Here is a 26261-nt window from a genome sequence, read left to right on the forward strand (position 1 = left end):
ATTATAGATGAAAACGCTTTACATTTCTATGGCAAGGTGACCAAAAAAATAAAAAAGTTCTGTGCAACTTGCACAAAACTTTAGAGAATATCTGGTAAAATCAATTGATAACACAGGGTCAAGTCAGTCAGTTCTTTCAACTGTAGCCCTGTCAATTCTTCCCATTTATCAATCTTATATTGGAGAGAATTGCGGTGCAGATAGAGTTGCTGGGCTGTTTTTGTTAGGACAGCACTATTTTCCCAAAGGGAGAGAATGATTTCCTGAATCTGGTCTTGATCCAAGATCATCTGGTGCAAGCATTCCTTGATTGCCTTCAAGTCCACAAGTCTTTCTCCCATACTCCAAAGATAGAGCTGAGAAAAAGTATGAACACCTTGGTGACCCTGACGCCACCAAGTCTTGAACAACTCGCGCTCAGCTTTGATTAAGTCTGATAGGGCTTGATTTCTCGTCTGAGACCAAACCTGGCCCAACATGATAGACAGACGAAGTCCAAAGTCATACTCTACCGCTTCAATCGTATCACTTAAAATAGCTCGTACAGAGGTGTATTTATCTTGCTGAAGCACGAAAACATAATCCTGAGCTCCGACCTGAAGCACTGTCTGACAGTTAGGAAATAGAGTCCGCATCATATCCAGCCAAGAAGCTAGATTTTCCTGATGAAAATAGGAAAGATGACAATAGGCCAACTGAATCTTTTTAAAAGTTTGTGGTGTCTGTCCCTTCCCCTCAATCAAAAAAGAATACCAAGGATTGAGCGAACGAGCCTGCTCCTGCTGGGTCAAAAGTGAAATCAACTGCTTTTCACGCTCGCTGAGCCCAGCTTCCTCCAGCAAAATCCACTGTTGAGAAGCTAAAGGAAGAGTGAGATAACCCTCTTTCTCTACTGGTTGGTCTGAAATCTGAGCTTCAGGAAACCATTCTTGTATTTCTTTTGCCATCATGTCCTAGCCCTCCACTTTTTGGATGCACCACGAAATCAAGCTCTCAAGACGTTCCAGATTTTCAGTCATATGGAGATAACCCATGACTGCTTCAAAACCTGTGGACATACGGTAGGTCACCACATCGGCATTTTTAGCCTTTGTGTGACTATTGGTATTGCGACCACGTTTGTAGATTTCTTCTTCTTTTTCCGTCAGGACTTGCTCCTCTAACATAAGGGAAATCAGGCGAGCCTGAGCTTTGGCTGAGACATACTTGGTCGCTTCTTGATGGAGTTTATTGGGTTTGGTCATGCCTTTGAGGATGAGGTGACGACGAATATACATAGAATACACCGCGTCCCCCTCAAAAGCTAACGCAATCCCGTTAATGAGATTGACATCAATCACGTGTCCACCTCACTCCATCTTTGGTGTCAAGGAGCTTAATCCCTTGAGCAGCCAATTGGTCACGGATCTGGTCCGCTGTCGCAAAGTCACGATTTGCACGCGCTTCTTGGCGTTTTTGAATCAAGTCTTCAATCTCTGCATCCAAAACTTCCTCAACAAAGACAACTCCAAAGACTTCCAACATATCCGCAAGAGCTTGCTTGACACTTGCGTCATAGTTGCCGGAATTGATCCATTTGGCCATTTCAAAGACTACTGTGATTCCATTTGCCGAGTTGAAATCCTCATCCATAGCTGCTACAAACTTGTCTTTAAAAGCTTGTAACTCTTGGGTATCCACGTTTCCTGTAAATGGTTGTTCGTAAGTGTTCTTTAGATACTTGAGATTAGTCTCTGCATCCCGCACTGCCTTTTCCGTAAAGTTGATGGGCTTGCGGTAGTGTTGAGTCGCAAAGAAGAAACGAAGCACTTGCCCATCGAGGGTTTTGAGGGCATCATGGACAGTGATAAAGTTCCCCAAAGATTTGGACATCTTGACATTGTCGATATTGACAAAGCCATTGTGCATCCAGTAGTTGGCAAAAGTCTTGCCTGTTTTAGCTTCAGACTGAGCAATTTCATTGGTGTGGTGAGGAAACTCAAGGTCCGCTCCACCACCGTGGATATCAATAGTATCGCCCAAAATTTCTGTCGACATGACCGAACACTCAATATGCCAGCCCGGACGACCAGGTCCCCAAGGACTGTCCCAAGAAATCTCGCCTGATTTGGCAGATTTCCAGAGGGCAAAGTCTACAGGATTTTCCTTACGAGCTGTTTCTTCATCGGTACGACCTGAAGCACCCAGCTCCAAATCTTCCAAGGTTTTATTAGCCAATTTGGCATAGTTGTGAGATTTTTCCACACGGAAATAGACATCTCCTTGACTCTCGTAGGCAAAGCCTTTTTCAATCAAATCTTCCACAAAGCGGATGATGTCAGCCATAAACTCCACCACACGCGGATGGCGGGTCGCAGGTTTGACGCCCAAGGCTGTCACATCCTCACGAAAGGCAGCGATGTACTTGTCCGCAACCTCCTGAGGCGTGATGCCTTCTTCCTTGGCACGGTTGATAATCTTATCATCCACATCCGTGAAATTAGAAATATAGGCAACTTCGTACCCACGATACTCAAAGTAACGTCGAATCGTATCAAAAGCTACCGTCGAACGGGCATTCCCTACGTGGATATAGTTATACACGGTTGGCCCACAAACATACATCTTGACCTTGCCGTCCTCAATCGGGACAAATTCTCGCAAATCACGAGACATGGTATCGTAAATTTTAATCATGCGGTCCACTCCCTTCTCTATTTCTGACTTTTTCGGCTGAAAACCAGCTCTGCAAAAGGGCCAAATTGTCTGAGGCTATCCAGTTGGTAAAAGCGCTGTCCTTCCTCTTGGGTAAAGAGGGGAACCCCCTTCCCTAGGAGAAGGGGCGCTATCTGAATAACGAGGTGGTCGAAAAGATCCGCATCCAAGAGCGGTCCTACTAAGGAATTACCACCAATCACAAAGACATTTTTGCCTTTGTCAATCTGGTGAACAAAGTCCACCACATCCCCAGCTACTGGCTGGTAATTGCTAACAGGCAGGTTCCTATCATGCGTAAAGACATAGTTTTCCGTAGCTTGATAAAAACTTTCTACATCTTGCAAATCTTGGATTGCCTCAAAGGTCCGCTTGCCCATGATGGTGATATCCATTTGTCTGTAAAAGTCATCATAGCCTGAATCCTCTACAGAACCAAGCTGATGCAGCCAGTCTATCCTGTGCTGGCTGTCTGCCAAGTAGCCATCCATGGTGATACAGCCGTAAAAATATACTGCCATTCTTGTAGTTTCCTTTCTAGTTCTGCTTCGCCTTCACTTAGCGGGATAGACCCAGATGATTAGAACTAAGCTAATCAAAGTATTCAGCAAAATCCTTGCTGGACAAGAAAAATAAGCCAGACAACAGCAATTCCAATCTGCAACAGAACGGTTCATTCTTAAACATTCAAGCGCCTCTCCTGTCTACTTCCCACTCAAGGTGTCGTAAATTTTAATCATAAAATAATAGTCAGGAAAACTAAAATTCGAGAACAGTTAGTTTCATCACTAAGAGTTCAATTGAATTTCAGTCCGAATGTCCCTACACTTCGGAATCCCTTGCTCCTTTCTCATTCAGATAAACCACCTGGGTCTGTTTGACAAAGCCAATTTTTTCATACAAGCGCTTGGCACCTACATTGCTGTCCTCTACTGCAATCTGAAATTCCTTGTCATTTTGCTCAATTAGTTGGTTGACAAGGGATTTTGCTAAATAGCTTCCATAGCCTTTCCCACGTTCAAGTTCTGATATTGCTAAACCGTAGAAGTAATTCGTATTAGTCGATAAATCTACCGTGCAAGTTCCAATAATCTGACCGTCTTTTAACAAAATATATAAGCGACTTTCTGGATCCTTCAGAGCTTCAGCGACATATCTATCCACAATCTCTCTAGATTCATGCTCTTCTGAGAATGCCTGAAATTTTAACTGACTAATTTGATCCTGATACGAACTATCTGCTAACAAAACTTCAAGATTGGAAACATTTGCTAACGGATAAGGTTTTCTATCCTTACCTAACCAAGTTTCTGTCTCTTCATCCTCGACCAATCCCCAGTTGCTAACAAAATCAGGATGGCGGTCTAGAAAAACACGCTCTGTCTGAAAAGTGACTGAATGAATCGGAAAAGAAGCTGTTTCTCTCTCAAAACTAGTAAACAATGCACGCGCAATTCCCTGACGGCGATGATCTGGATGAACCAGTATCGTCACTTCTACATCTTGGTCATCTGCATAGACAGTTAATAAACCAACAAGTTCGCCTTTTTCATAATAAAGGAAAAAGGCGGGCATGTTTGGGTCAAAATTAAGCATGTTAGATAGATAAGGATCACGATAGGTACCGTCATAGTTTTGGCAACAGTTAATTAGTTTTTTCGCCTCAGATAGCTCCTCTTGGCTTAACTTGTTTCTTGCTTGAATCATATAGGTATCCTCTACAACCCAGACGATCTGTGACTGGCTTCTTTAGCCTGCTCGAGTTTATTGACGTAGTACTCTCGTTTTTCTTCGACTTCGTGAATGACCGGCTCATCCTTTTTACCATGTACACGGACAATCTTAGCAGGAATACCGACAACCGTCACATCACTAGGTACGTCTGCTACAACAACTGCTGCAGCACCGACCTTGGCATTTTCACCGATTTCTACTGGTCCGATAACTTGGGCATGGGCTGATATGAGTGCTCCCTTTCGAACGGTCGGATGGCGTTTGCCAACATCCTTACCAGTCCCACCAAGAGTCACTCCGTGATAAAGGAGAACACCTTTTTCAACGATCGCTGTTTCCCCAATCACCAGACCAGAGCCGTGGTCGATAAAGACACCTGAATCAATCTGTGCGCCTGGATGAATCTCAATCTGAGTCCAAAAGCGCCAAAACTGACTGTGCATACGAGCCAGGAGTTTGAAGCCATGCTTCCAGAGAAAATGCGAGAGACGGTGGGCCGCCAAGGCCTTGACACCTGGATAAGTCAGCAAAACCTCCAAAGTGGTGCGGGCCGCTGGATCATTTTCTTTTACGATATCAATGGTTTCGCGCCACCATCCCATACATTTCTCCTTTTCTTATTCTGAATCTTTTGGTGTTTCTGTAAATTCTTTCTTAGGTTTGTGGTCCTTGTTATGACGTGGGCGGTGAGGTCTCTCAGACTTTTCGCCTTTTTCATCACGTTCAGGTTTTGGAGGACGAGGAAGAAGGGCTTTCATAGAAGCATCCACACGTCCTTTTTCATCAATCTTGATAATCTTAACATCAACTTCATCACCGATTGCTACCAAGTCTTCGACATTATTGGTACGCGTCCAAGCCATCTCAGAGATATGAACAAGGGCATCTGTCTTATCAAAGAGATTGACAAAGGCACCAAATTTCTCGATACGAACAACCTTAGCACGGTAAACTTCGTCCACTTTGGCTTCACGAACTAAACCAGCAATGATTTCTTTGGCACGGTTAATAGCATCTTGGTCGCTAGAGTAAATAGACACATTTCCTTCTTCGTCGATATCAATCTTAACGCCTGTTTCGGCGATAATCTTGTCGATGGTTTCTCCACCCTTACCGATGACAATCTTAATCTTGTCCACATCAATCTTGATGGTATCAATTTTCGGAGCAGTTGGAGCCAATTCTGGACGAACTTCTGGAATGGTTGCTTCAATCACATCAAGGATTTCAAAACGCGCTTTCTTGGCTTGAGCAAGTGCTTCAGTCAAGATTTCTGCAGTGATTCCTTGAATCTTGATATCCATTTGAAGGGCTGTAATCCCGTCACGAGTACCTGCAACCTTAAAGTCCATATCTCCAAAGTGGTCTTCCAAACCTTGGATATCTGTCAAGACTGTATAGTTGTTTCCATCTGAGATGAGACCCATGGCAATCCCTGCTACTGGCGCCTTGATTGGCACACCACCAGCCATAAGGGCAAGAGTTCCCGCACAGATAGAAGCTTGAGATGAAGAACCATTTGATTCCAAGACCTCAGCTACCAAGCGGATAGCATATGGGAATTCTTCCAAACTTGGCAAGACTTGAGCAAGTGCACGCTCACCAAGAGCACCGTGACCGATTTCACGACGACCTGGCGCACCGTAACGACCAGTTTCCCCAACAGAGTATTGTGGGAAGTTATAGTGGTGCATAAAGCGTTTCTTGTACTCTGGATCCAAACCATCAATGATTTGAGTTTCACCCATCGGAGCCAAGGTCAAGACTGAAAGAGCCTGAGTTTGTCCACGAGTGAAGAGACCTGAACCGTGCACACGAGGAAGGAAGTCAACAACCGCATCCAAAGGACGGATTTCATCAACCTTACGACCGTCAGGACGTACCTTGTCTTCTGTGATCAAACGACGCACTTCTGCGTGTTCCATTTGTTCCAAGATTTCAGCCACATCACGCATGATACGATCAAATTCTTCGTGGTCTGCATATTTTTCTTCATACACAACAGTAACTTGGTCCTTAACTGCTTGAGTTGCAGCTTCACGAGCCAATTTTTCTTCAACTTGAACCGCTTTTTGGAGGTCGCTGTTGTAGGCTGCGATGATTTCAGCTTGCAATTCAGCGTCCACATGAAGCAATTCTACTTCTGCTTTTTCCTTACCAACTGCTGCAACGATTTCTTCTTGGAAGGCAATCAATTCTTTGACTGCTTCGTGCCCTTTAAGGAGAGCTTCCAACATGATTTCTTCTGACAATTCTTTAGCACCAGACTCTACCATGTTGATGGCGTGTTTGGTACCAGCTACTGTCAATTCAAGGAGCGATTGCTCTGCTTGTTCTTGCGTAGGGTTGATGATGATTTGGCCATCTACATATCCCACTTGTACCCCAGCAATTGGTCCGTCAAATGGAATATCTGAAATAGAAAGCGCCAAGGATGAACCAAACATAGCTGCCATTGGAGCAGATGCATTTTCATCGTAAGAAAGAACCGTATTGATGACTTGAACTTCATTACGGAAACCTTCCGCAAACATAGGACGGATTGGACGGTCAATCAAACGCGCTGTCAATGTCGCATCCGTTGAAGGACGTCCTTCACGTTTCATAAAGCCACCAGGAAACTTCCCAGCCGCATACATTTTTTCTTCGTAGTTGACTTGAAGAGGGAAGAAATCTCCAGTTGCCATTTTCTTAGACATAACGGCAGCAGTCAAGACAGTTGACTCACCGTAACGTACAACAACTGCACCATTTGCTTGCTTAGCAACCTGACCAGTCTCTACAATTAACTCACGACCCGCAAAAGTCGTTTGAAACACTTGTTTTGTCATTTTAATCCCCTTTGGATTGATGAAATTATACGCCTTGCCTACAAAAATCAGGATACAAAGGGCGTGAAGAATCCCGTATGAAAATAGGAGATTGACGCAGTGTGCGATGCACACTAGGAAATCTATCTTTTTCACTAGGGATTTAGCCCGTGTTCAACTATTTAGATACTTTGAAAAGTTTAAAAATATTATTCTTTAGTATTTTTCCTTTTTATAGCAGATTTGAATAGTTAAAAATCTGTTTATACCCTCATCTTTGTATCAAGTACGTACAGAGTCTATTTTATCATATTTTTCTTAAAAAGTGCGGCCTTTACCATTAAAAAGGAACCATTCCCCTCACCTGAGAAGAATGGTTTGCTTTTTATTATCCTAGAGACTGATGATTAAACAAGGCATGAGTTGCTTGGTGGATGTATTTTGCTGTATCCGCATTATTCATGGTGTAGAGATGCACACCGGCAACATCCTGAGTTACCAAGTCCACGATTTGGTCCACTGCATAGGCAAGTCCTGCTGCTCTGAGCGACTCAGGGTCATGCTCATACTTGTCTAAGATGGCTTTAAATTTGCGTGGAAGGTGGATATTCTCACAAGTCTTCAAGAGGCGGAGAGCCTGATTTCGATTCAGAATTGGCATAATCCCTGCATGAATGGGAACATCAATCCCAGCCAAGATGCACTTGTCTTGGAAATCATAGAAGCGCTCATTGTCAAAGAAAAGCTGAGTAACGAGGCTCGAACAACCTGCATCCACTTTCTTCTTAAGATTTTGAATATCTGAAATCTGATTTGGTGAATCTGGATGCCCTTCTGGATAGCAAGCTCCGACAATATCAAAGTGAGGGGCTTGTTCCTTGATGAACTCAATCAAGTCGGTTGCGTAGCGGAAATCTTTTTGCGGTTCTACATCTGGAATGATATCCCCACGCAAGGCCAAGATTTTCTGGACACCAACCTCGTCCAAGTCAGCAATAGTTTCAGCAACCTTGTCCTTGGTCAAATAGATGGCTGGCAAGTGAGCAATAGTCGGAATCGCTAAGTCATTTTGGATAAAGTCGGCCAAACGGACCGTCGTTTCCTTGATATTAAATTTATTATTGCTGGCAGTCACACTAATAAAGTGGGGAGCCAATTCCTGCATGTCTTGAAGAGCAGAAATAATTTTATCATTACCCACGGCTGGGTTTGGAGGGAACACTTCAAATGAGAGTGACGGTGTTTGGCGTGACATAGTCATTATCCTTTTCTAGTTGATTTTTCGTTAGCTGGACTCTTAGAATCCAAGTGAAACAGGCAGATTGACCAAACAGCGCTTCTTGAGAAATACTTATCTTACAATTTCTCACGCGCAGCTTTCGCTGCTTCAACAAGGCGGATCAAGCTTTCTTTTGTTTCTGGAATACCACGTGTTTTCAAACCACAGTCAGGGTTGATCCAAACTTTCTTGCTTGGCACTTTAGCAAGGATAGCTTCGATTGTATTGTCGATTTCGCCTTCATTTGGTACACGAGGTGAGTGGATATCGTAAACCCCAGGTCCTACTTCTGTTTGGAAGTTTTTCGCTTTGAGTTCGTCCAAGATTTCAAGGTTTGAACGGCTAGCCTCAAATGAGATAACGTCTGCATCCATGTTGTCGATAGCTGGGATGATATCTGTAAATTCTGAGTAACACATGTGAGTGTGGATTTGAGTATCTGGCGCTACTGTTGAGTGTACCAAGCGGAAGGCAGGAATTGCCCAGTCAAGGTAGTCTTCATACCAGTCGCTACGACGGAGTGGCAATTTTTCACGAAGAGCAGCCTCATCGATTTGGATGATTTTCACACCAGCAGCTTCAAGGTCAAGCACTTCATCCTTGATAGCAAGGGCGATTTGAAGAGTAGAATCCTTGATAGAGATGTCTTCACGTGGGAATGACCAGTTGAGGATGGTAACAGGTCCAGTCAACATACCTTTAACAGGTTTGTTTGTACGGCTTTGTGCATAGCTAGACCATTTAACAGTGATAGGGTTAAGACGAGTTACATCACCCCAGATGATTGGTGGTTTAACTCCACGCATACCGTATGATTGTACCCAACCATTTTTAGAGAAGAGGTAACCTGACAAGTTTTGACCGAAGTACTCAACCATGTCATTACGCTCAAATTCACCGTGAACAAGGACATCAAAGTCGATATCTTCTTGCCATTTGATCCATTCATCGATCGTTTCAGCAAGGAAAGCGTCGTACTCTTCTTGAGACAATTCACCTTTACGGTAAGCCAAACGTTTAGCACGAACTTCTTTTGTTTGAGGGAATGAACCGATAGTTGTTGTTGGAAGAGCTGGAAGTTTGAAAGCTTCTTCTTGGATGGCTTCACGTTCTGCAAAGGCTGGCAAACGAGTGTAGTCAGCGTCTGTCAAACCAGCGATGCGCGCACGAAGTTCTGCATTTTCACCAACACGCTCAGTCGCAAAGAGTTCTTTGTTAGCTGCAAGAGCTTCTGCTCCTTGACCGTTGCGGATAGCATCCAAATCACGGATTTCGTCTAATTTTTCAACTGCGAAGGCAAAGTGGTTCAAGATAGCTGGTTCAAATTCTTCATTAGCTGTTGTAAATGGCACATGAAGAAGTGAGCATGAGCTTGTCAATACGATGTTTTCAGCTGGGATTTGCTCAAGAATAGCCAAACTCTTTTCGTAGTTGTTACGCCAGATGTTTTTACCATTGACAATACCTGCATAGAGAGTCTTGTCAGCTGGGAAACCACCTTTAACGAGTTCAAGAGTTTTCTTACCTTCAACGAAGTCAAGACCGATAGCATCAACTGGCAAGTTTACAAGGTCAGCGTAGACATCACGAACGTCACCAAAGTAAGTTTGAAGCAAGACTTCAAGACCTTTTTTATCAGCCAAAAGTTTGTTGTAGAGATTCAAGAAGAGAGTTTTTTCTTCGGCTGTCAAGTCTTTTACAAGAGCAGCTTCATCCAATTGGATGCGAGTTGCACCAAGTTCAGCCAATTTAGCAAAAACTTCTTGGTAAGCAGCAACTAAGCTGTCTACGAAGTCTTCTGCTTTCACACCTTCTTCAAAGTCTGACAATTGAAGGAAAGTGAATGGTCCTACAAGGACTGGACGAGTGTTCAATCCAAGCTCTTTTGCTTCTTGGAACTCATCGAAAATCTTGTGACCAGCCAATTTTACTTGAGTGTCTTTTTCAAATTTAGGAACGATGTAGTGGTAGTTGGTGTTGAACCATTTCTTCATTGGAAGGGCGCGAACGTCTCCTTTTTCTCCTTGGTAACCACGACCCAAAGCGAAGTAGCGCTCAAGGTCAGACAAGTCCAAGTTTTGAACTGAAGCAGGTACCACGTTGAAAAGGAAAGCTGCATCTAGGAAGTTGTCATAGTGAGAAAAATCATTTGATGGAATTTCAGTGATTCCTTTTTCTTTGATGATGTTCCAGTGTTTAGCACGCAAGTCTTTTGCGGCTGCCAAGAGTTCTTCTTCTGAGATTTCTTTTCTAAAGTATTTTTCAGTTGTAAATTTTAATTCGCGGAATTCGCCCAAACGAGGGAAACCGATGATTGTAGTTGACATGATGTGTCCTCCAAAATTTGTTGTTGAAACTATCTTAACAGAAAAGAAATCATCTGTATAATTGTAAAAAATTAGGCTTTGATATAGTTTGAAACTATACCTCTATTTTAGACAAAAGATAAAGACTTGAGACACATGCCTCAAATCCTTTGTATATCTTGTTTTATAGCTCTATTGCAGTTAGGCTCTTCAAACGTGTTATTAGTAATTCTTATAAGTGACTATGAATTGTTATTAGAAAAGACTATAGGTTGATTTTTCTTTTGTAATTCTGATATTTCCCTGAAAAGTGCGAACGGGAGCAACTTACTTCGTAATTTCATCCCTATCAACTCTTTCTCTGTTCGAGGGGGACGACTGCTAGTGTCTTTCCTAAACTGGCTAGGACTTTTAGGACCGTGTCCAACTGAGGACTAGTCTTTCCTGTTTCCATTCTAGCGATGACAGGTTGGCTTACTCCACTAAGTTCTTCTAGCTTTTTCTGGCTGATTCCTTGCTCATGTCTGGCTTCAATCAACTCACTCATGATAGCCACTCGCATATCACTTTCAAGGATTTCCTCCTTGGTAAAGAGCTCAGAGCGGACATCCTTCCAATTACTCCCGATAGCACTATTCTTCATCACTTAACCCTCTTTCTTTTAAGTCCTTTAGTTCACGCTTGGCTTTTTCAACAATTATATCTCAAAAGTTATTAAAAGTAAATCCTAACATTTATAAAAAGAAGACCTTAGAATCATTCTAAAGGTCTCATTTTTATTATTCGAAAAAATTACGAGAAGAGTTCTAAATCAAAGAGCATACTGACTCTTATTCCAGCTCTATCCCCTTCTCTCGGAGATTTGCCAGACACTCCTCATAGTAGGTAGCATCATGTTCGCTGTATATAGGACTAGTCAACTTCTCCCCTGCTAAATCTTGATAAGAAGGACAAATCTTACCACGGTAGTTTTTATCCAGCCACTCTGGACTGACCTTAAAGCCTCGGTCAGCCATCTCCTTCATGATCAAGTCATGATAGGCATAGAGATGATAGGGCGAGTGGGTAAAGACATAGTCCACCGTTGCATGCTTTCTGCCCCAGCCATTGCCACGGAGGGCACAGCACTCTCGATGTTGTCCCAAGAGTTGAGGACGGGGAAGCTGTGAAATCAAAGCCTCATGCCAAAGTCTCATGACAATCTCCTTTTAGTAAAGTCGAATGTTGCAAATAGGTATTTGGATAGCGATCAAGCAAGTCTCGAGTCTTAGTAATCAAGTCTGCCTGAGAAGCCTGACCAAATCGGTAGCGATCCAGCAAGAGCATGTAGTCCTTGCGTTCAGTCTCTGTTGCTTTCTTTTTGAAATAGCCCCAAATATGCTGAAAAGCATTGCAAACCTGACCCCTGTGTTCTGAAATCTGGCAGGCACAGTCAATCATCTCCTGAACCTGACTCACCTCCACCTCTTCATTCTTTAGATACTGACGAATCTCATTGTAAATATTGCTAGAATGACTCAAAACGAGGTATTTATTTTCCGCCCAGAGTCGCTGACAAAGGGCACGTTGGTTGTTATTTTCCATATTTCTCCCTACTTTCTACTAGTTCCCCGGAAATATGGAAACAAAGTTATATCTTAAAAATGAGCGAATAAATAGTATTTTTCGTAGAGCCTGATTTTTTTAATAAATATTAGTCAACAATCCTTAAATACCTGAATAAGTCTCTACTAACAACTGAATCTTACGTAAAACTTCTTGCTTTTTTCGTTCACGCGCTCCCTGTCTACGAGAAGTTGGTGGAATAATCGAATCCAAATCAGTCCCACTGTTTTCAGCATAACCTCGTTGAATTGATTTGTCTATGAATAATTGGTAATCAGCTACAAGTTTCTCAGACTCAGCTAGGTCATGGATTGCGATTTTCTTACGCCCCTTGCCATATTCGTAGAAAGCATTGATAATCCCATCATGGTCTTTCAATTTTTGCAAATCAGTGTCATTAATAAACCCGATAACCAACTCTTCTTTGGCACGAATATCAATGCTAGAGCGAATCACACGACTAACTTCTGCTTTCATTGCTTCTTTGGACTCAGAATTCTTCGATTTTTCAACAATCAATGCAAGAATGTAGTCCAGATTAATCTCATCTGTTTTTAAGAGTTCGATTTCAAATTCAACATCTGAAAGATCAACATCCAAATCCTTGGTCTTTTCATAATTTTTAAGGTTCAAAAATTCATCTCGAATTTCCACATAAGTGCTTCTTAAATCCTGAAGATAACCTTCTGAAATAGGTTTGTCGATTTCTTGAAATTCGTCATAATTTCGAAGAACATTATCAAGTTTCAATAACTCACCAAATAACTTAACAAACTCTTTTTTATCGTGCTCTGTTTCAATTTCTTGCGGGTTCGGGAATCCTTCCAGAATTTCCTGACAAACCGCAGTATATCCTTTGACCTCGATACCCGTTACTTGATCCACAAAACCATCCATGTATTCACTAAAGCTTTTTTCTAAGATGATTTCAAGCTTATTTGTGTCTCCAAAAGTCTTAATAGCTTCTTGCGTAGCCTTTTCTAAATCACGGAAACAAACAATATTTCCAAAAGGTTTAACCTTGTTAAAAATCCGATTGGTTCTCGAGAAGGCCTGAATCAAACCATGATAACGTAGATTTTTATCGACAAAGAGTGTATTCATAGTCGGGGCATCAAATCCCGTTAAGAACATACCGACCACAATCAGCAAATCCACTTCCTTGGATTTAACGCGTTTGGAAAGGTCACGATAGTAATTTTGAAACTCCTTCCCATCAGCTGAGAAGTTGGTCTTAAACATGTGATTATAATCATCAATCGCTCTAGAAAGAAACTCTTTAGAAGATAGAGGCATGGCTGTTTCTTGAGACTCTAGCTCTTCATCTTGAATTTCGCCGTAAGCTGACTGTTCTTCGTTAGGTGCAAAGCTAAAGATAGTCGCAACTTTCAAACGCTTAGCCTCTGGTAAAGCTGCTTGCTGTCGTTGGAGTTCTTCATAGTATAATTTTGCTGCTTCAATACTTTGTACAGCCAGCATAGCATTAAAGCCAGACAATTGTTTTTGTTTATGAGTATAGTGTTGATTTCGGTGTGTTTTTTTATTATACACGCGAAGTAAGTATTCTGTGATGGTTGCTATCCGTTCTGGATGTAGAAGTAGCTCCTTCTCCATCTTTTTGAGTTTCTTCTCATCAATCTCTCGGCCAACTGCTTTTTCAGCTTCTCTATACTTATTAATTTCAGGCTTGATATAGTTGTAATCAACCTTAAACTTCAAGACTTTTTTATCTCGAATAGCATCCGTGATAACGTAGTTATGAAGTTGTTCTCCAAAAACTTCTTGTGTCGTTTCACCCGTCAAACTATTTTCTGGGAAAATTGGTGTCCCTGTAAATCCAAATAAGGCATACTGTTTAAAGGCCTTCTTAATACGCTTTTGCGCCTTCCCAAACTGAGAACGATGACACTCGTCAAAAATCAAGACACATTTCTTAGCATAGACTTCATGATTAGGATTCGCAGTGATAAACTTATTTAACTTTTGAATAGTTGTGACAACGATTCGATCATCATTTTCTTCGATACTGCGTTGGAGTTCTTTTGTATTGTTACTACCATTGACTGAATTTGGTTGGAATTTTTGATATTCCTTCATGGTTTGATAGTCTAAGTCTTTTCTATCTACAACGAAGATCACTTTGTCAATGTAGTCCAACTCGGTCGCTAAGCGCGCTGTCTTAAAGCTGGTCAAGGTTTTCCCTGACCCTGTCGTATGCCAGATATAGCCACAAGCATTGATTGTTCCAAAATTCTTCATCTCATTCGAGGAATGGATTTTTCTCAAAATACTCTCAGTAGCTGCTATCTGATAAGGACGCATAATGAGCAAGGTATTATCCACATCAAAAACACAATACTTGGTCAAAACTTCCAAGAGGACACGCTTGCTTAAGAAAGTAACGGTAAAATCTTCCAATTCGTGAATAGTCTTGTTCTTACGGTCTGCCCACTCACAGGTAAACTCATAGTGATTTTTATTTTGAGCTGTCGTATTTGCAAAGTAGCGTGTATAAGTGCCATTCGAAATCACAAAAATCTGAACATACTTATACAAAGAATTTTCGCTGTTAAAGCTTTCCTTACTATAACGGTGAACCTGATTAAAGGCTTCTTGCAGACTGACACCCCGCTTCTTCAATTCAATCTGAACTAGCGGAAGACCATTGACTAAAATAGTCACATCATAACGGTTAGTATGGCTCCCCACTTGCGTCACTTGATTGATGACCTGCATACTGTTGTTATGAATATTTTTCTTGTCAAGGATGAAAATATTTTTAATCCGTCCATCATCAAAGACAAAGTCATAGATATGATTCTCTTGGATTTTTCGTGTTTTTTCAACCAAACCTTCATTGGGACAATCTAAATACTCAACTATAAAACGTTGCCATTCAGCATCTGTAAAGGTCACCTTATTAAGCTTTTCAATTTGAACCTTTGCATTCGCTAAAAGCTCCGTAGGAGTATGGATATCCAGTCGTTCATAATTGAGACCATTAACCAAATCTGTAAGCAATTGTCTTTCCAAATCTGCCTCAGACTGAAATTCTCTATCTGTGCGATACTCTGGTTGATACTCAGCCAAGAGAATCCCTTCATTTGTTTCCGCAATTACTTCATGTACTTTTGAATAATCAACCATAGTATGCTTCCTTTTATTGTATTAATTGAGATTCTTTCTCAAAATGATTCAAGAATTTATCTAGTAAAGTTTAATAATTGTTCTCTCCAGTATTCATACTGTTTCTGTCTTAGTTCGATTTCTTTTGGAAGACCTTCAGAAAGAGAGTTGGTTAGGGTGTTAAAATTGTCAAGAATGGAGACGATTCTTTTTTGTTCGGAAAATGGGGGTAAGTAGAACGTTACTTTATCAATAGCATCCTTAGATAATCTAGGAATACTAGCCTTTCGAACCTGTGATTTAAGTCTATCTTGCTTACTTAACAAGACATAGTACATAAATTTATCAGAAATATTATCTGACGTCGCTAATGTGTAGACATCATCTGCCGCCCAAAAGTCCATAGCGCTATACCCAATTTCACCAGCCGCCCCTGCACAAATTACAAAACTAGTATTTTTCACTCTGTTTGATTCGGTATAATATCCCAAGGGCGCCAAACTATTTTGATAAACTGGAACACTTCCTGAAGTAGTTAGTTGCTTTCTAACAAGACGTTTCCCACGTTGCAAATTGACAACTTGTCCCACCTTCACTCGAATTGGACCAAATACCCACTGTAAAAGCTTGATAATAGCGGAGTTGTCCCACTCCTCTACTCTACTCTCAGTGTACTCGCCTTCGGCGACGAATGTCAAGAGTTTTTCTCTAAAATATTCGTACTGTTTTTGACGTAGTTCAATCTCCCCAGGCAGTCCAATATTTAAATCGTTACAAACCGTATCAAAGTTATCTAAAACTTGAACAATACGTGACTGAATTTCGAGAGAAGGGACTGGGATTTTGAATTTTTCAGTATCATTACTAGAAATTTGTGGCATCTGCATATTGTTAGCAATATTTTGAAAATGTCCTTTATTATAAACTAAATAGTGATAAACATATCTTAAATTGATACTTTCATTATTTGAGCTGTATGACCAGAATTCATTTTTAAAACTAAATGGTTTTTTACAATATTCAAAGTCAATAATCCCGCGAGATTTTACAATAATTGCTTCTTCAGTATGAATATCTTTATCAGGAATATCTCCATAGTTCACATCAGCATAAGTCTTTCCTCCTGCAAAAATACGGATTGGTGCACCATCTTTGTGAAGTAATTTCATCTGACTAGCTGTAATTTTAGTTCCTTTTCCTTTTTTAAGACATTCGTTTAACTTCTTCCACTCAACCTGATAAACTTCATCCTCAAAAGATAACAATTTATCTCGATAATAAGAATATTGCTTTTTACGTGAGGTCAATTCTGAGGTCAATTCTGTAACATAATCAGTGAATTTGTCAAGTATTTGTACGATTTTCTCTTGAATTTCTAGAGGAGGGATGGGAATGAAAATTCTTGAAACATCCTTAGGATATACGTGTGGTACTCCTGATCCTTTTTTCAAACTAAAAAGTATTCCTTGTATTTCTAGCAAATAATAATATAAGAACTTCGAGCTTAAAATCCTATCAAATGGTTTAATAGAAAAAGCATCTGATACAAATATCGGTTCATTCCAATACATCACAAAACCTGCATATGCACCACTACCTGCAACAGTTATTGTTTCACCTTCTCTGTTAAAGTCCCCATGTAAGTATGCAGGTTTCTGACCTCCAGAAATAACTGGATAAGGTCCATCAGTAGCTGTTTTAGAGGTAATTGCTTTTCCACGTTTTAAAAACGCCACTTCCCCCAGCTCTTTCCACTCAACAGGACAGTTTCGGATTTCTTCTAGAATGTTCATATCATACTCCCTCATTTCTTTAGTGCTTCTTCCCACTCCTCCACAAATCCAATATGATGCAGATGAATCACTGCTTGATAGCGTTTAATGAGTGCTGACAATTCACATAAAAATCCTTCATTCCATTTTTTCTTATCAGGATAGAGGCTTTTAACTGCATAAAGTTGTGCCATTAGTCTATTTTTCAATTTACTATTTTCATTCATGAAAGTAGGGAGTTGACCAGGTACCTTTGTGAAGCTTGTATAATATAATCGATTATAGTGGGCACAGTAATTTCTTAGAACCACTACAACTTCTAGATAGGTTCTAACTTGAGTGGACTTTATACCAACATTTTTAGCAATATCTTGCTGGATATCTATCGGAGAATCTGCAAAAAATTTCGAAGTCATTCCAAAAGTAAAAAATTCTACTAAAACCCAAATAGGAAATTCTCCATCATATTTTCGCTGATGATGCTTATAAATAGGGCTTTTCTTCCTATGCTCCAATTCCTTTTCAACATTTCCTAAAAATTCATTATGTTTATGAAATTTATTAAAAGCAGTAGCTTCTTTATAAGCTAAAGCTCCGTATTTATTTCCATGATGATAGGCGACTTGAGTCCTAAAATACAACTCAATGTCCTCTAAATACTTGAAAATAAGCAAACGTAACTCTGCATCAAAACAAGCAATTCCATAAATTTTCTCCAAAGAAACCTTGCTGGAATCATACTTCTGCGTCTCTTTGTCACGAAAAGGTAAAAAATAAGCAGTTAGCCGATAATAATTAACCTTTTGTAAAATATCAATCGCATACTCATTTGATTTGATATCTTTACATCCGTGCTCAATTAATTTGGCCACCTGCTCATCCCAAGTTTTAAATTCTTTAATTTTCATAGCAACTTCCGTATAAAAAAATGTCCGCCTTGTCACATCAAAGAGAGGTGGGCGGTCCTATTAACTCTATTATACCGTTTTTAACAGATAATTCAAGGATTTTTTACTATTTTTGGAATTATTTTCAATATAGTATACACGGTAGCCAATCGCCAAAGTCATATCCAGATTATAGTAGGCAACATTTCGCTGAACACTTCTATTCCCCTCATTTTGAACTGTCAACTTATAGTTGACAGTTGCCTCTTCCGATAATTCTCCATCTTCGAAAATAACCTTGATATATTTACTAATATTTTGCTTGGAAGTTTGAAAGAGCTCAGCTAGTTCTTGTTGGGTCAGCCAGACCGTTCCATTATCCAAGTGAAGTTCAATAGCGGACTCGCCGTCATCTGTCCTATAGAGAATCACATCATTTGCCATAGCTCAGCTCCTCTACAATCTTGTCTATCTCTGCACGCAAGTGGTCAATTTTGGCAACAGTCTCAGCGATTTCTTTATTGAGAACATCTATATCAATCTTCTCACGTGTATCTTCTTGTTCAACATAGGTTGAGACAGATAGATTGTAGTCTTGCTCTGAGCCAATCACCTCATTATCAACAAGAGCTACTTTATAGTCTTCACTTTGATAATTAGTGAACAATTCAACAATGTGCTCGATATTACTATCTGTCAAAACATTGTTATTGGTCTCTTTTTTGAATTCTTTACTCGCATCAATAAAGAGGGTTTTATTTTCAAGTTTATTCTTCGCCAGAACTAAGATTGTAGTCGCAATAGAAGTGCCAAAGAAGAGATTGTCTGGAAGGGAAATCACTGCTTCAACAAAGTTATTATCTACTAGATACTGACGAATGGTCTTTTCAGCTCCTCCACGATAGAAAATTCCTGGAAAACATACAATAGCTGCTCGACCTTTATTGGACAAGTGATTGAGACTATGCATGATAAAGGCAAAGTCAGCTTTTGACTTAGGAGCTAGCTTACCAGCTGGCGCAAAGCGGTCATCATTTATTAGAGTTGGCTCTCCATCTCCCACCCATTTGACAGAATACGGAGGGTTAGAAACGATAGCATCAAATGGCTTTTCTTCTAAATGCTGAGGATTTAAAAGGGTATCTCCTCGCTTAATATCAAAGTTATTGTAGTTGATATTGTGCAAGAACATATTCATACGAGCCAAGTTGTAGTTGGTCATATTGATTTCCTGACCAAAGAAACCATCCTCTAAGATATGGTCTTCATATTGTTTTTTCATTTGAAGAAGGAGAGAGCCTGAACCACATGTTGGGTCATAGACCTTGTTAATCTTGTCCTTGCCGACCATCACTAGACGAGCTAATAGTTTAGAGACTGTCTGAGGTGTGAAAAATTCACCCCCACTTTTTCCTGCATTACTTGCATAGTTGGAAATCAAGAACTCATAAGCATCCCCAAAGGCATCGATGTCATTTTCCTCAAAGTTACCAAAGTTAATGCTATTGATACCATTTAGAATGTCAGAAAGTCGTTTATTTTTTTCTGGAACAGTTCCACCAAGGATATTACTTCGTGTATCCAAGTTATCAAACAAACCTTTGATATCATCCTCTGATTTAAAGCCAATCGCTGATTTCTCAATAGCTTGGAAAATATTGGCCAAGTCTTCGTTTAAATTTTCATTTTTCGAGGCATTCTTGACTACATTTTCAAATAGTTGACTCGGAAGAATAAAGAATCCCTTATCCTCAACTGTCCCTGGTTTAAAATCTTGCTCAGCTTCTTGGTCACTCAATTCAGCATAACGGAATTCTAAATCCCCAGCCTCATGCTCAGCACGGTCAAAATAATCAGCCATATGCTCTGAAATAAATCGATAGAAAAGGATGCCTAAAATGTATTGTTTAAAATCCCAACCATCTACAGCTCCACGAACATCGTCCGCAATCGCCCAAATCTTACGATGCAGTTCCTTGCGTTCTGCATTTTCTTTACTTGCCATTTTCACTTCCCTAATTCAATGCATTATCCTTTATATTTTATCATATTTTAAGAAAAAGCACTTAAACCAAGAATAAAAGTGCGTCCTAAAAGTTAGACAGAAAAAATCTAACTTTTGGGATGCAGTACAGAAGAGCGAGTGATGTTCATTTTAGAGTGAATCCTATATCCTAATGCTTTTTCAATTTTTTTCTTTCTATTTTTTAATTGTGATAACATTAGATTAGAAGTATTTGGACTAATTTTATCAAATATTTCCTGGGATCTCTGAGCATATTTTATAAAATTGCTAGGATATTTTTTTGATTTTCCAAAATCAGTATACAACGAGTAAATTTTGTGACGATTTGGTAGCTTCTTTAATCCTTTCTTTCTTTGAATATATTTAGATTTGTATATCAATTTTCTACCTTCACGGTAAAATTTATAGATACTCTTTTCACGAATTTTGACATTATTACCATCAAATCGAAAACCTAAATAATCTATACCATTTACTTTGTTGTGTTCATCCAATACCACATTATCATTAATAAAAAATTTTTTATTTTTATCAGCCTGTAAATGAATTTTATTCTCATCTGATAGTTCTTTTAATAAATTTGTAATCTCCTCTACAAAATTATTTCCATACCTAGAATACAGTTTTTCAACATCTAATACAATTATAAAATCATCAGAATATCTTTGATAAAAACCATCAAATTCTTTTGAAAGTTCAGCTAAGCTCCTATCAAAATCAATAGCATAGATATTAGCAAGAACTCCACTTAATGAATTTCCTTGAGGGATTCCAAAAATATTTTTGTTTAATTTGCATTTATTATATTTTTGAAATTTTCTAAAATCACCTATACTTCGAAAATAACTAACATCATTTTTCAGTACCAAAGAATCATCGGAAAAATCTAAAGTACTTTTTTCAATAAAGGCAAATTTAGTTAGTGATTTATATATGTTATACCAATCACTTGGTAACTGTTGAACTTTTAATACTCTCTGCAATCTATCCTTTAATAATTTGTGATCCAATGTATCAAAAAACTTTTCAAAATCACCAATAATTATCAAAGCATTGTCTTGCTTCTCTATAAAAGAAATCGCCTCCGCAGCAAAATTTATACTACTTTGATGTTGTTTATTCGTACGGTATGCCACCGAGAAGAAATTTAATTCATTATCCTCCATCCACTCATTGTAGCAAATGTTTAATAAGTCAGAATAATATTTATATATCAAACCATCTAAATGACCCGCATACATTAGAGGACGAATCTTAAACTTCACAGGTCTACCATCAATATCACTAAACTCATAACCAACGTACTTAGAACTTTTCCGCTCATAACGCAAAAAAGGAAGAAAGCTATGACGAGCAACTTTCTCTGGGTCTGTAATATAATCTATTACCCTATCAATCATTATCCTTTTATCAATATGACGATATTTCTTACACTTATACGATTTGAAATTTATTTTTTCCATAAAACAAAAGGAGCAATATTAGCAATAGGTCGGTATTCCTATAACAAAAGCTAATATTGCACACTTATTAATTTATTTTATAATACCGAATACCAAATTAGTCACGAATGTTAGAACGATTTCTTCAAAGAAATCCATCAGTAATTCCTCCAATTCTCTAAACTGGTTGATTTGACTAAGAGTCGAACGCAGACGAGGACGCTGTCTAAGTTCGGGTCCAAACTGCCGATAGAGGCAGATTGCAGTGATAATCAAAATTAACAACTTCTCATCTATATCAATTATAGCACAATTTGCAGCTTGTGAGCAAGTGTCTATCATTGTGACAGATAAATTCGACTTCCCATACGGCTGAACCTATGGACAACTTTATTTTACCATTTTAAAAAACGAAGTCAAGTAATAAATAATTCACTATCTAACTATATTTAGTAATTATTCTAGAACTAATTAATTTTAAAATTAACTAACGATTCGAAGGATACTTGCTAGGTATACACTCCTTCCATCAGATAGATACTCTTGCTATTTTTCGATTTTAGCCTTTCTAGCTTTAGAATACATATAAACTTTAGCAAATACGACTATTCGAAAGCTAGAAGACCTCAAAACTTTCGTAGATAAGCTATTCGAAGCTTAGAATACTTTTAAATTTATGAAATTACGCTTATTCTAAATCCAGGATACATGTAAATTTTAGGAAAGAGATCTATTCTAAATCTCGAAGGCCTGTATTCCCATCTATTTCTCAGCAAAAACACTCATTCCCCCTTTCTCCTCCAAAATATGGTATAGTAGAACTATACTATCTATGAGGAGTTTACATGTCACAGGATAAACAAATGAAAGCTGTTTCTCCCCTTCTGCAGCAAGTTATCAACATCTCATCGATTGTCGGTGGGGTTGGGAGTTTGATTTTCTGTATTTGGGCTTATCAGGCTGGGATTTTACAGTCTAAGGAAACCCTCTCTGCCTTTATCCAGCAGGCAGGTATCTGGGGGCCACCTCTCTTTATCTTTTTACAGATTTTACAAACGGTCGTCCCTATCATTCCTGGGGCCTTGACCTCGGTGGCTGGCGTCTTTATCTACGGCCATATCATCGGAACTATCTATAACTATATCGGTATCGTGATTGGCTGTGCCATTATCTTTTACCTCGTGCGCCTCTACGGGGCCGCCTTTGTCCAGTCCGTCGTCAGCAAGCGCACCTATGACAAGTATATCGGCTGGTTGGACAAGGGCAATCGTTTTGACCGTTTCTTTATTTTTATGATGATTTGGCCCATTAGTCCAGCTGACTTTCTCTGTATGCTGGCTGCCCTGACCAAGATGAGCTTCAAGCGCTATATGACTATCATCATTCTGACCAAGCCCTTTACTCTCGTGGTTTATACCTACGGTCTGACCTATATTATCGACTTCTTCTGGCAAATGCTTTGACACATAAAAAATCCGTTTGGTTCCCCAAGCGGATTTTGTGCTTTATTTTGAAACTTCTTTTGCAAGAACAAAGTTCCCAAGTGTGGCAGAACCATTTCCTGCTACTGCTGGTGTCACGATGTAGTCACGCACATCAGGTACTGGTAGGTAACCATTGAGAAGAGATGTAAATTTCTCACGGACACGGTCTAGCATGTGTTGTTGAGCCATGACCCCTCCACCAAAGACAATCACGTCTGGGCGGAAAGTCACTGTCGCATTAACCGCGGCTTGAGCGATATAGTAGGCTTGAACATCCCAAACAGGGTTGTTGAGTTCAATGTTTTCCCCACGAACACCTGTACGAGCTTCCAAACTTGGACCAGCTGCATAGCCTTCCAGACATCCTTTATGGAAAGGACAAACACCCTTAAACTCTTTTTCAATATCCATTGGGTGTCTAGCAACATAATAATGACCCATCTCAGGGTGACCCACACCGCCGATAAACTCACCACGTTGGATAACACCTGCACCGATACCTGTACCGATTGTGTAGTAAACCAAGTTTTCGATACGACCACCAGCATTGTTACGGGCAACCACTTCACCATAAGCAGAGCTGTTTACGTCTGTTGTGAAGTACATTGGCACGTTGAGGGCGCGACGAAGGGCACCAAGCAAGTCCACATTTGCCCAGTTTGGTTTTGGAGTCGTTGTGATAAAACCATAAGTTTTTGAGTTTTTGTCAATATCAATGGGACCAAATGAACCAACTGCAAGACCAGCAAGGTTATCGAATTTTGAGAAGAACTCAATGGTTTTATCGATTGTTTCGATTGGAGTTGTTGTTGGAAATTGTGTTTTTTCTACAACGTTAAAGTTTTCATCACCGACAGCACAGACAAACTTTGTGCCGCCCGCTTCCAAGCTTCCATATAATTTTGTCATGATAAACCTCTTGTTTTTATTTTCTTTATTATAGCATATTTTAAAAATCTAAGTTTCTCAATTTTTTAGATTTTCCTCTGTAAATCTTACCATTCAAGCAAAAACGAACAAACATGTCATTTGTTCGTTTTCATTATGAGAGGGAATATTGTACTCAATGAAAATCAAAGAGCAAACTAGGAAGCTAGCCGAAGGCTGTACTTGAGTACGGCAAGGCGAAGCTGACGTGGTTTGAATTTGATTTTCGAAGAGTATTAGATTTTCACTTCGATCACAGCATCCCCCTTAGCAACTGAACCTGTTGCGACTGGAGCTACTGAAGCGTAGTCAGCTGTATTTGTAACGATAACCATTGTTGTATCATCAAGTCCAGCTGCAGCGATTTTGTTTGAGTCAAATGTTCCAAGAACATCGCCAGCTTTCACCTTGTCACCTTGAGCAACTTTTGCTTCAAAACCTTCACCATTCATAGATACAGTGTCAATACCAACGTGGATCAAAACTTCAGCACCATCAGTTGTTTTCAAACCAAAAGCGTGTCCTGTTGGAAAGGCAATTGAAACTTCAGCATCAGCTGGTGCATATACCACACCTTGGCTAGGTTTCACAGCGATACCTTGTCCCATAGCTCCACTTGAGAATACTGGGTCATTAACATCAGCAAGAGCAACAACGTCACCAACGATAGGAGTTACAAGTGTTTCATTTTGAAGAGTTGCTGGAATGTTACCAGTTGTTTCTTCTTGGACCAAACGTTCTGTCTCTACTTCAGTAGCAACTTCTTTTTCATCCTCATAACCAAACATATAAGTAAGAGCGAAACCAAGAACGAATGATACAGCTACCATAAGAAGGTATTGTGCAAGTTGTCCGTTACCGATGTAAAGCATTGTACCAGGGATGACGGTGATACCATTACCAGTACCTGCAAGTCCAAGGATAGAAGCCAATCCACCACCGATTGCACCAGCAATCAATGAAAGGAAGAATGGTTTACGGAAACGCAAGTTAACCCCGAAAATAGCAGGCTCTGTAATACCTAGGAAGGCAGAAAGAGCAGCTGGGAAAGCAAGTGTTTTTAGTTTTGGATTTTTAGTTTTAACACCAACCGCAACAGTCGCAGCACCTTGAGCTGTCATAGCAGCTGTGATGATCGCGTTGAATGGGTTAGCATGGTCAGCAGCAAGCAATTGAACTTCAAGCAAGTTGAAAATGTGGTGCACACCTGACACGACAATCAATTGGTGAACCCCACCGATCAAGAAACCACCAAGACCAAATGGCAAGCTGAGGATCGCTTTTGTAGCGATAAGGATGTAGTTTTCAACGACGTGGAAGACCGGTCCAATGACAAAGAGTCCAAGGATAGACATGACCAAAAGTGTAACAAATGGCGTTACCAAGAGGTCAATGACATCTGGAACAACCTTGCGGACAGCTTTTTCAAATTTAGCTCCGACAACCCCGATGATGAAGGCTGGAAGAACAGAACCTTGCAAACCAACAACAGGGATGAAACCAAAGAAGTTCATAGCTGTTACTTCACCACCTGAAGCGACTGCCCAAGCGTTTGGAAGCGAGTCAGAAACAAGCATCATACCAAGAACGATACCAACGGCTGGATTTCCACCGAATACACGGAAGGTTGACCACACAACCAAACCTGGCAAGATGATAAAGGCTGTATCTGTCAAGATTTGCGTGTAAGTTGTCACGTCAGCTGGAAGTGTCATTCCAAGAGCAGTCAATAGACCACGTACACCCATGAAAAGACCTGTTGCTACGATAACTGGGATGATTGGAACGAAAACGTCACCGAAAGTACGGATAGCACGTTGGAACCAGTTCCCTTGTTTGGCAGCTTCTGCTTTCATATCATCTTTAGATGATGTTGGCAAACCAAGTGCAACAACTTCATCGTACATTTTGTTAACTGTACCTGTACCAAAGATGATTTGGTATTGACCTGAGTTAAAGAAAGCACCTTGAACTTTTTCCAAGTTCTCAATCACTTCTTTATTGATTTTTCCTTCATCTTTGACCATGACACGAAGACGAGTCGCACAGTGGGCAACACTGTTGACATTTTCACGTCCGCCCAAGGCATCGATGACTTTTTTTGCAATTTCCTGATTGTTCATTTGCAAAAATCTCCTTATATAAAATTTTGTTCTTGTTTGAAAGCGA

Annotated in this window: 21 protein-coding genes and 1 pseudogene; 1 reads left to right on the forward strand and 21 read right to left on the reverse strand. The window is 39.9% G+C overall.

What is annotated here, in order from left to right:
• Window positions 1-80: 80 nt before the first annotated feature.
• The 19 genes and pseudogenes from QM843_RS06135 to QM843_RS06225 all read right to left on the reverse strand — a co-directional run bounded on the left by QM843_RS06135 (window position 81) and on the right by QM843_RS06225 (window position 21966).
• The gene (locus QM843_RS06135) at window positions 81-950 is read right to left on the reverse strand and encodes a helix-turn-helix domain-containing protein (protein ID WP_049544819.1); all 870 of its coding nucleotides are present in this window, start codon (window positions 948-950) and stop codon (window positions 81-83) included.
• Window positions 951-953: 3 nt separating this feature from the next.
• On the reverse strand, window positions 954-1340 hold the full coding sequence (locus QM843_RS06140; RefSeq protein WP_000567927.1) for a Mini-ribonuclease 3: 387 nt from the start codon (window positions 1338-1340) through the stop codon (window positions 954-956).
• Complete coding sequence (gene cysS / locus QM843_RS06145; protein ID WP_049544818.1) at window positions 1333-2676, reverse strand: cysteine--tRNA ligase; 1344 nt, start codon at window positions 2674-2676, stop codon at window positions 1333-1335. The genes QM843_RS06140 and cysS overlap by 8 nt, the downstream gene beginning before the upstream one ends.
• A gap of 17 nt (window positions 2677-2693) precedes the next feature.
• Window positions 2694-3215 carry a dihydrofolate reductase family protein gene (locus QM843_RS06150; RefSeq protein WP_265487412.1) on the reverse strand — a complete coding sequence of 174 codons (522 nt, stop codon included), beginning with the start codon at window positions 3213-3215 and terminating at the stop codon, window positions 2694-2696.
• 301 nt (window positions 3216-3516) lie between these two features.
• The gene (locus tag QM843_RS06155) at window positions 3517-4401 is read right to left on the reverse strand and encodes a GNAT family N-acetyltransferase (protein WP_020903023.1); all 885 of its coding nucleotides are present in this window, start codon (window positions 4399-4401) and stop codon (window positions 3517-3519) included.
• Window positions 4402-4412: 11 nt separating this feature from the next.
• Window positions 4413-5030: a serine O-acetyltransferase gene (gene cysE, locus QM843_RS06160; RefSeq protein WP_000539979.1), complete on the reverse strand. Its 618-nt coding sequence runs from the start codon at window positions 5028-5030 to the stop codon at window positions 4413-4415.
• Between the two features lie 15 nt (window positions 5031-5045).
• Window positions 5046-7259, reverse strand: a complete 2214-nt coding sequence (gene pnp / locus QM843_RS06165) for a polyribonucleotide nucleotidyltransferase (protein ID WP_261083042.1) — start codon at window positions 7257-7259, stop codon at window positions 5046-5048.
• 367 nt (window positions 7260-7626) lie between these two features.
• Complete coding sequence (metF, locus tag QM843_RS06170) at window positions 7627-8493, reverse strand: methylenetetrahydrofolate reductase [NAD(P)H] (RefSeq protein ID WP_414304598.1); 867 nt, start codon at window positions 8491-8493, stop codon at window positions 7627-7629.
• A gap of 101 nt (window positions 8494-8594) precedes the next feature.
• Window positions 8595-10844, reverse strand: coding sequence for a 5-methyltetrahydropteroyltriglutamate--homocysteine S-methyltransferase (metE, locus tag QM843_RS06175; RefSeq protein ID WP_084950912.1), 2250 nt, complete (start codon window positions 10842-10844; stop codon window positions 8595-8597).
• A gap of 328 nt (window positions 10845-11172) precedes the next feature.
• The gene (locus tag QM843_RS06180; RefSeq protein ID WP_000797746.1) at window positions 11173-11466 is read right to left on the reverse strand and encodes a helix-turn-helix domain-containing protein; all 294 of its coding nucleotides are present in this window, start codon (window positions 11464-11466) and stop codon (window positions 11173-11175) included.
• Between the two features lie 187 nt (window positions 11467-11653).
• Window positions 11654-12019 carry a TIGR02328 family protein gene (locus QM843_RS06185; protein WP_414304599.1) on the reverse strand — a complete coding sequence of 122 codons (366 nt, stop codon included), beginning with the start codon at window positions 12017-12019 and terminating at the stop codon, window positions 11654-11656.
• Window positions 12003-12407, reverse strand: a complete 405-nt coding sequence (locus QM843_RS06190; protein ID WP_414304600.1) for a YbgA family protein — start codon at window positions 12405-12407, stop codon at window positions 12003-12005. Before QM843_RS06190 ends, QM843_RS06185 begins: the two co-directional genes overlap by 17 nt.
• A gap of 123 nt (window positions 12408-12530) precedes the next feature.
• Window positions 12531-15575, reverse strand: coding sequence for a type I restriction endonuclease subunit R (locus tag QM843_RS06195; protein ID WP_414304601.1), 3045 nt, complete (start codon window positions 15573-15575; stop codon window positions 12531-12533).
• A gap of 56 nt (window positions 15576-15631) precedes the next feature.
• Entirely contained in the window at window positions 15632-17347 is a 1716-nt protein-coding gene (locus QM843_RS06200; RefSeq protein ID WP_214614867.1) for a restriction endonuclease subunit S, read from the reverse strand.
• 11 nt (window positions 17348-17358) lie between these two features.
• Window positions 17359-18234, reverse strand: a complete 876-nt coding sequence (locus QM843_RS06205; protein ID WP_023947855.1) for an Abi family protein — start codon at window positions 18232-18234, stop codon at window positions 17359-17361.
• 135 nt (window positions 18235-18369) lie between these two features.
• Window positions 18370-18657 (reverse strand): annotated as a pseudogene (locus tag QM843_RS06210) (cell filamentation protein Fic); the annotation flags it as partial.
• Window positions 18647-20218, reverse strand: a complete 1572-nt coding sequence (locus QM843_RS06215; protein ID WP_023948474.1) for a type I restriction-modification system subunit M — start codon at window positions 20216-20218, stop codon at window positions 18647-18649. The gene QM843_RS06215 and the pseudogene QM843_RS06210, both read right to left, overlap by 11 nt.
• A 107-nt stretch (window positions 20219-20325) precedes the next feature.
• Window positions 20326-21639, reverse strand: a complete 1314-nt coding sequence (locus QM843_RS06220) for a reverse transcriptase domain-containing protein (RefSeq protein ID WP_214614866.1) — start codon at window positions 21637-21639, stop codon at window positions 20326-20328.
• Window positions 21640-21774: 135 nt separating this feature from the next.
• A complete protein-coding gene (locus QM843_RS06225; protein WP_214614865.1) occupies window positions 21775-21966 on the reverse strand; it encodes a hypothetical protein in 192 nt (63 codons plus the stop codon).
• 560 nt (window positions 21967-22526) lie between these two features.
• Here QM843_RS06225 and QM843_RS06230 point away from each other — a divergent pair.
• Window positions 22527-23144, forward strand: coding sequence for a TVP38/TMEM64 family protein (locus QM843_RS06230; protein WP_000076168.1), 618 nt, complete (start codon window positions 22527-22529; stop codon window positions 23142-23144).
• Between the two features lie 42 nt (window positions 23145-23186).
• On the opposite strand, the gene scrK is transcribed toward QM843_RS06230, so the two are convergent.
• Together scrK and QM843_RS06240 are read right to left on the reverse strand one after the other, a co-directional pair.
• The gene (gene scrK, locus QM843_RS06235) at window positions 23187-24074 is read right to left on the reverse strand and encodes a fructokinase ScrK (protein WP_000164310.1); all 888 of its coding nucleotides are present in this window, start codon (window positions 24072-24074) and stop codon (window positions 23187-23189) included.
• A 254-nt stretch (window positions 24075-24328) separates the two neighbouring features.
• Entirely contained in the window at window positions 24329-26215 is a 1887-nt protein-coding gene (locus QM843_RS06240) for a sucrose-specific PTS transporter subunit IIBC (RefSeq protein ID WP_084862947.1), read from the reverse strand.
• Window positions 26216-26261: the final 46 nt, after the last annotated feature.

The organism is Streptococcus mitis (genome assembly GCF_047463435.1).
Lineage (GTDB): Bacteria > Bacillota > Bacilli > Lactobacillales > Streptococcaceae > Streptococcus > Streptococcus mitis_DS.

Coding starts and splice junctions, on each gene's coding strand:
- QM843_RS06135 (WP_049544819.1), bottom strand. CDS start 950: ATGATGGCAAAAGAAATACAAGAATGGTTTCCTGAAGCTCAGATTTCA.
- cysS (WP_049544818.1), bottom strand. CDS start 2,676: ATGATTAAAATTTACGATACCATGTCTCGTGATTTGCGAGAATTTGTC.
- QM843_RS06150 (WP_265487412.1), bottom strand. CDS start 3,215: ATGGCAGTATATTTTTACGGCTGTATCACCATGGATGGCTACTTGGCA.
- QM843_RS06155 (WP_020903023.1), bottom strand. CDS start 4,401: ATGATTCAAGCAAGAAACAAGTTAAGCCAAGAGGAGCTATCTGAGGCG.
- cysE (WP_000539979.1), bottom strand. CDS start 5,030: ATGGGATGGTGGCGCGAAACCATTGATATCGTAAAAGAAAATGATCCA.
- pnp (WP_261083042.1), bottom strand. CDS start 7,259: ATGACAAAACAAGTGTTTCAAACGACTTTTGCGGGTCGTGAGTTAATT.
- metF (WP_414304598.1), bottom strand. CDS start 8,493: ATGTCACGCCAAACACCGTCACTCTCATTTGAAGTGTTCCCTCCAAAC.
- metE (WP_084950912.1), bottom strand. CDS start 10,844: ATGTCAACTACAATCATCGGTTTCCCTCGTTTGGGCGAATTCCGCGAA.
- QM843_RS06180 (WP_000797746.1), bottom strand. CDS start 11,466: ATGAAGAATAGTGCTATCGGGAGTAATTGGAAGGATGTCCGCTCTGAG.
- QM843_RS06185 (WP_414304599.1), bottom strand. CDS start 12,019: ATGAGACTTTGGCATGAGGCTTTGATTTCACAGCTTCCCCGTCCTCAA.
- QM843_RS06190 (WP_414304600.1), bottom strand. CDS start 12,407: ATGGAAAATAACAACCAACGTGCCCTTTGTCAGCGACTCTGGGCGGAA.
- QM843_RS06195 (WP_414304601.1), bottom strand. CDS start 15,575: ATGGTTGATTATTCAAAAGTACATGAAGTAATTGCGGAAACAAATGAA.
- QM843_RS06200 (WP_214614867.1), bottom strand. CDS start 17,347: ATGAACATTCTAGAAGAAATCCGAAACTGTCCTGTTGAGTGGAAAGAG.
- QM843_RS06205 (WP_023947855.1), bottom strand. CDS start 18,234: ATGAAAATTAAAGAATTTAAAACTTGGGATGAGCAGGTGGCCAAATTA.
- QM843_RS06215 (WP_023948474.1), bottom strand. CDS start 20,218: ATGGCAAGTAAAGAAAATGCAGAACGCAAGGAACTGCATCGTAAGATT.
- QM843_RS06220 (WP_214614866.1), bottom strand. CDS start 21,639: ATGATTGATAGGGTAATAGATTATATTACAGACCCAGAGAAAGTTGCT.
- QM843_RS06230 (WP_000076168.1), top strand. CDS start 22,527: ATGTCACAGGATAAACAAATGAAAGCTGTTTCTCCCCTTCTGCAGCAA.
- scrK (WP_000164310.1), bottom strand. CDS start 24,074: ATGACAAAATTATATGGAAGCTTGGAAGCGGGCGGCACAAAGTTTGTC.
- QM843_RS06240 (WP_084862947.1), bottom strand. CDS start 26,215: ATGAACAATCAGGAAATTGCAAAAAAAGTCATCGATGCCTTGGGCGGA.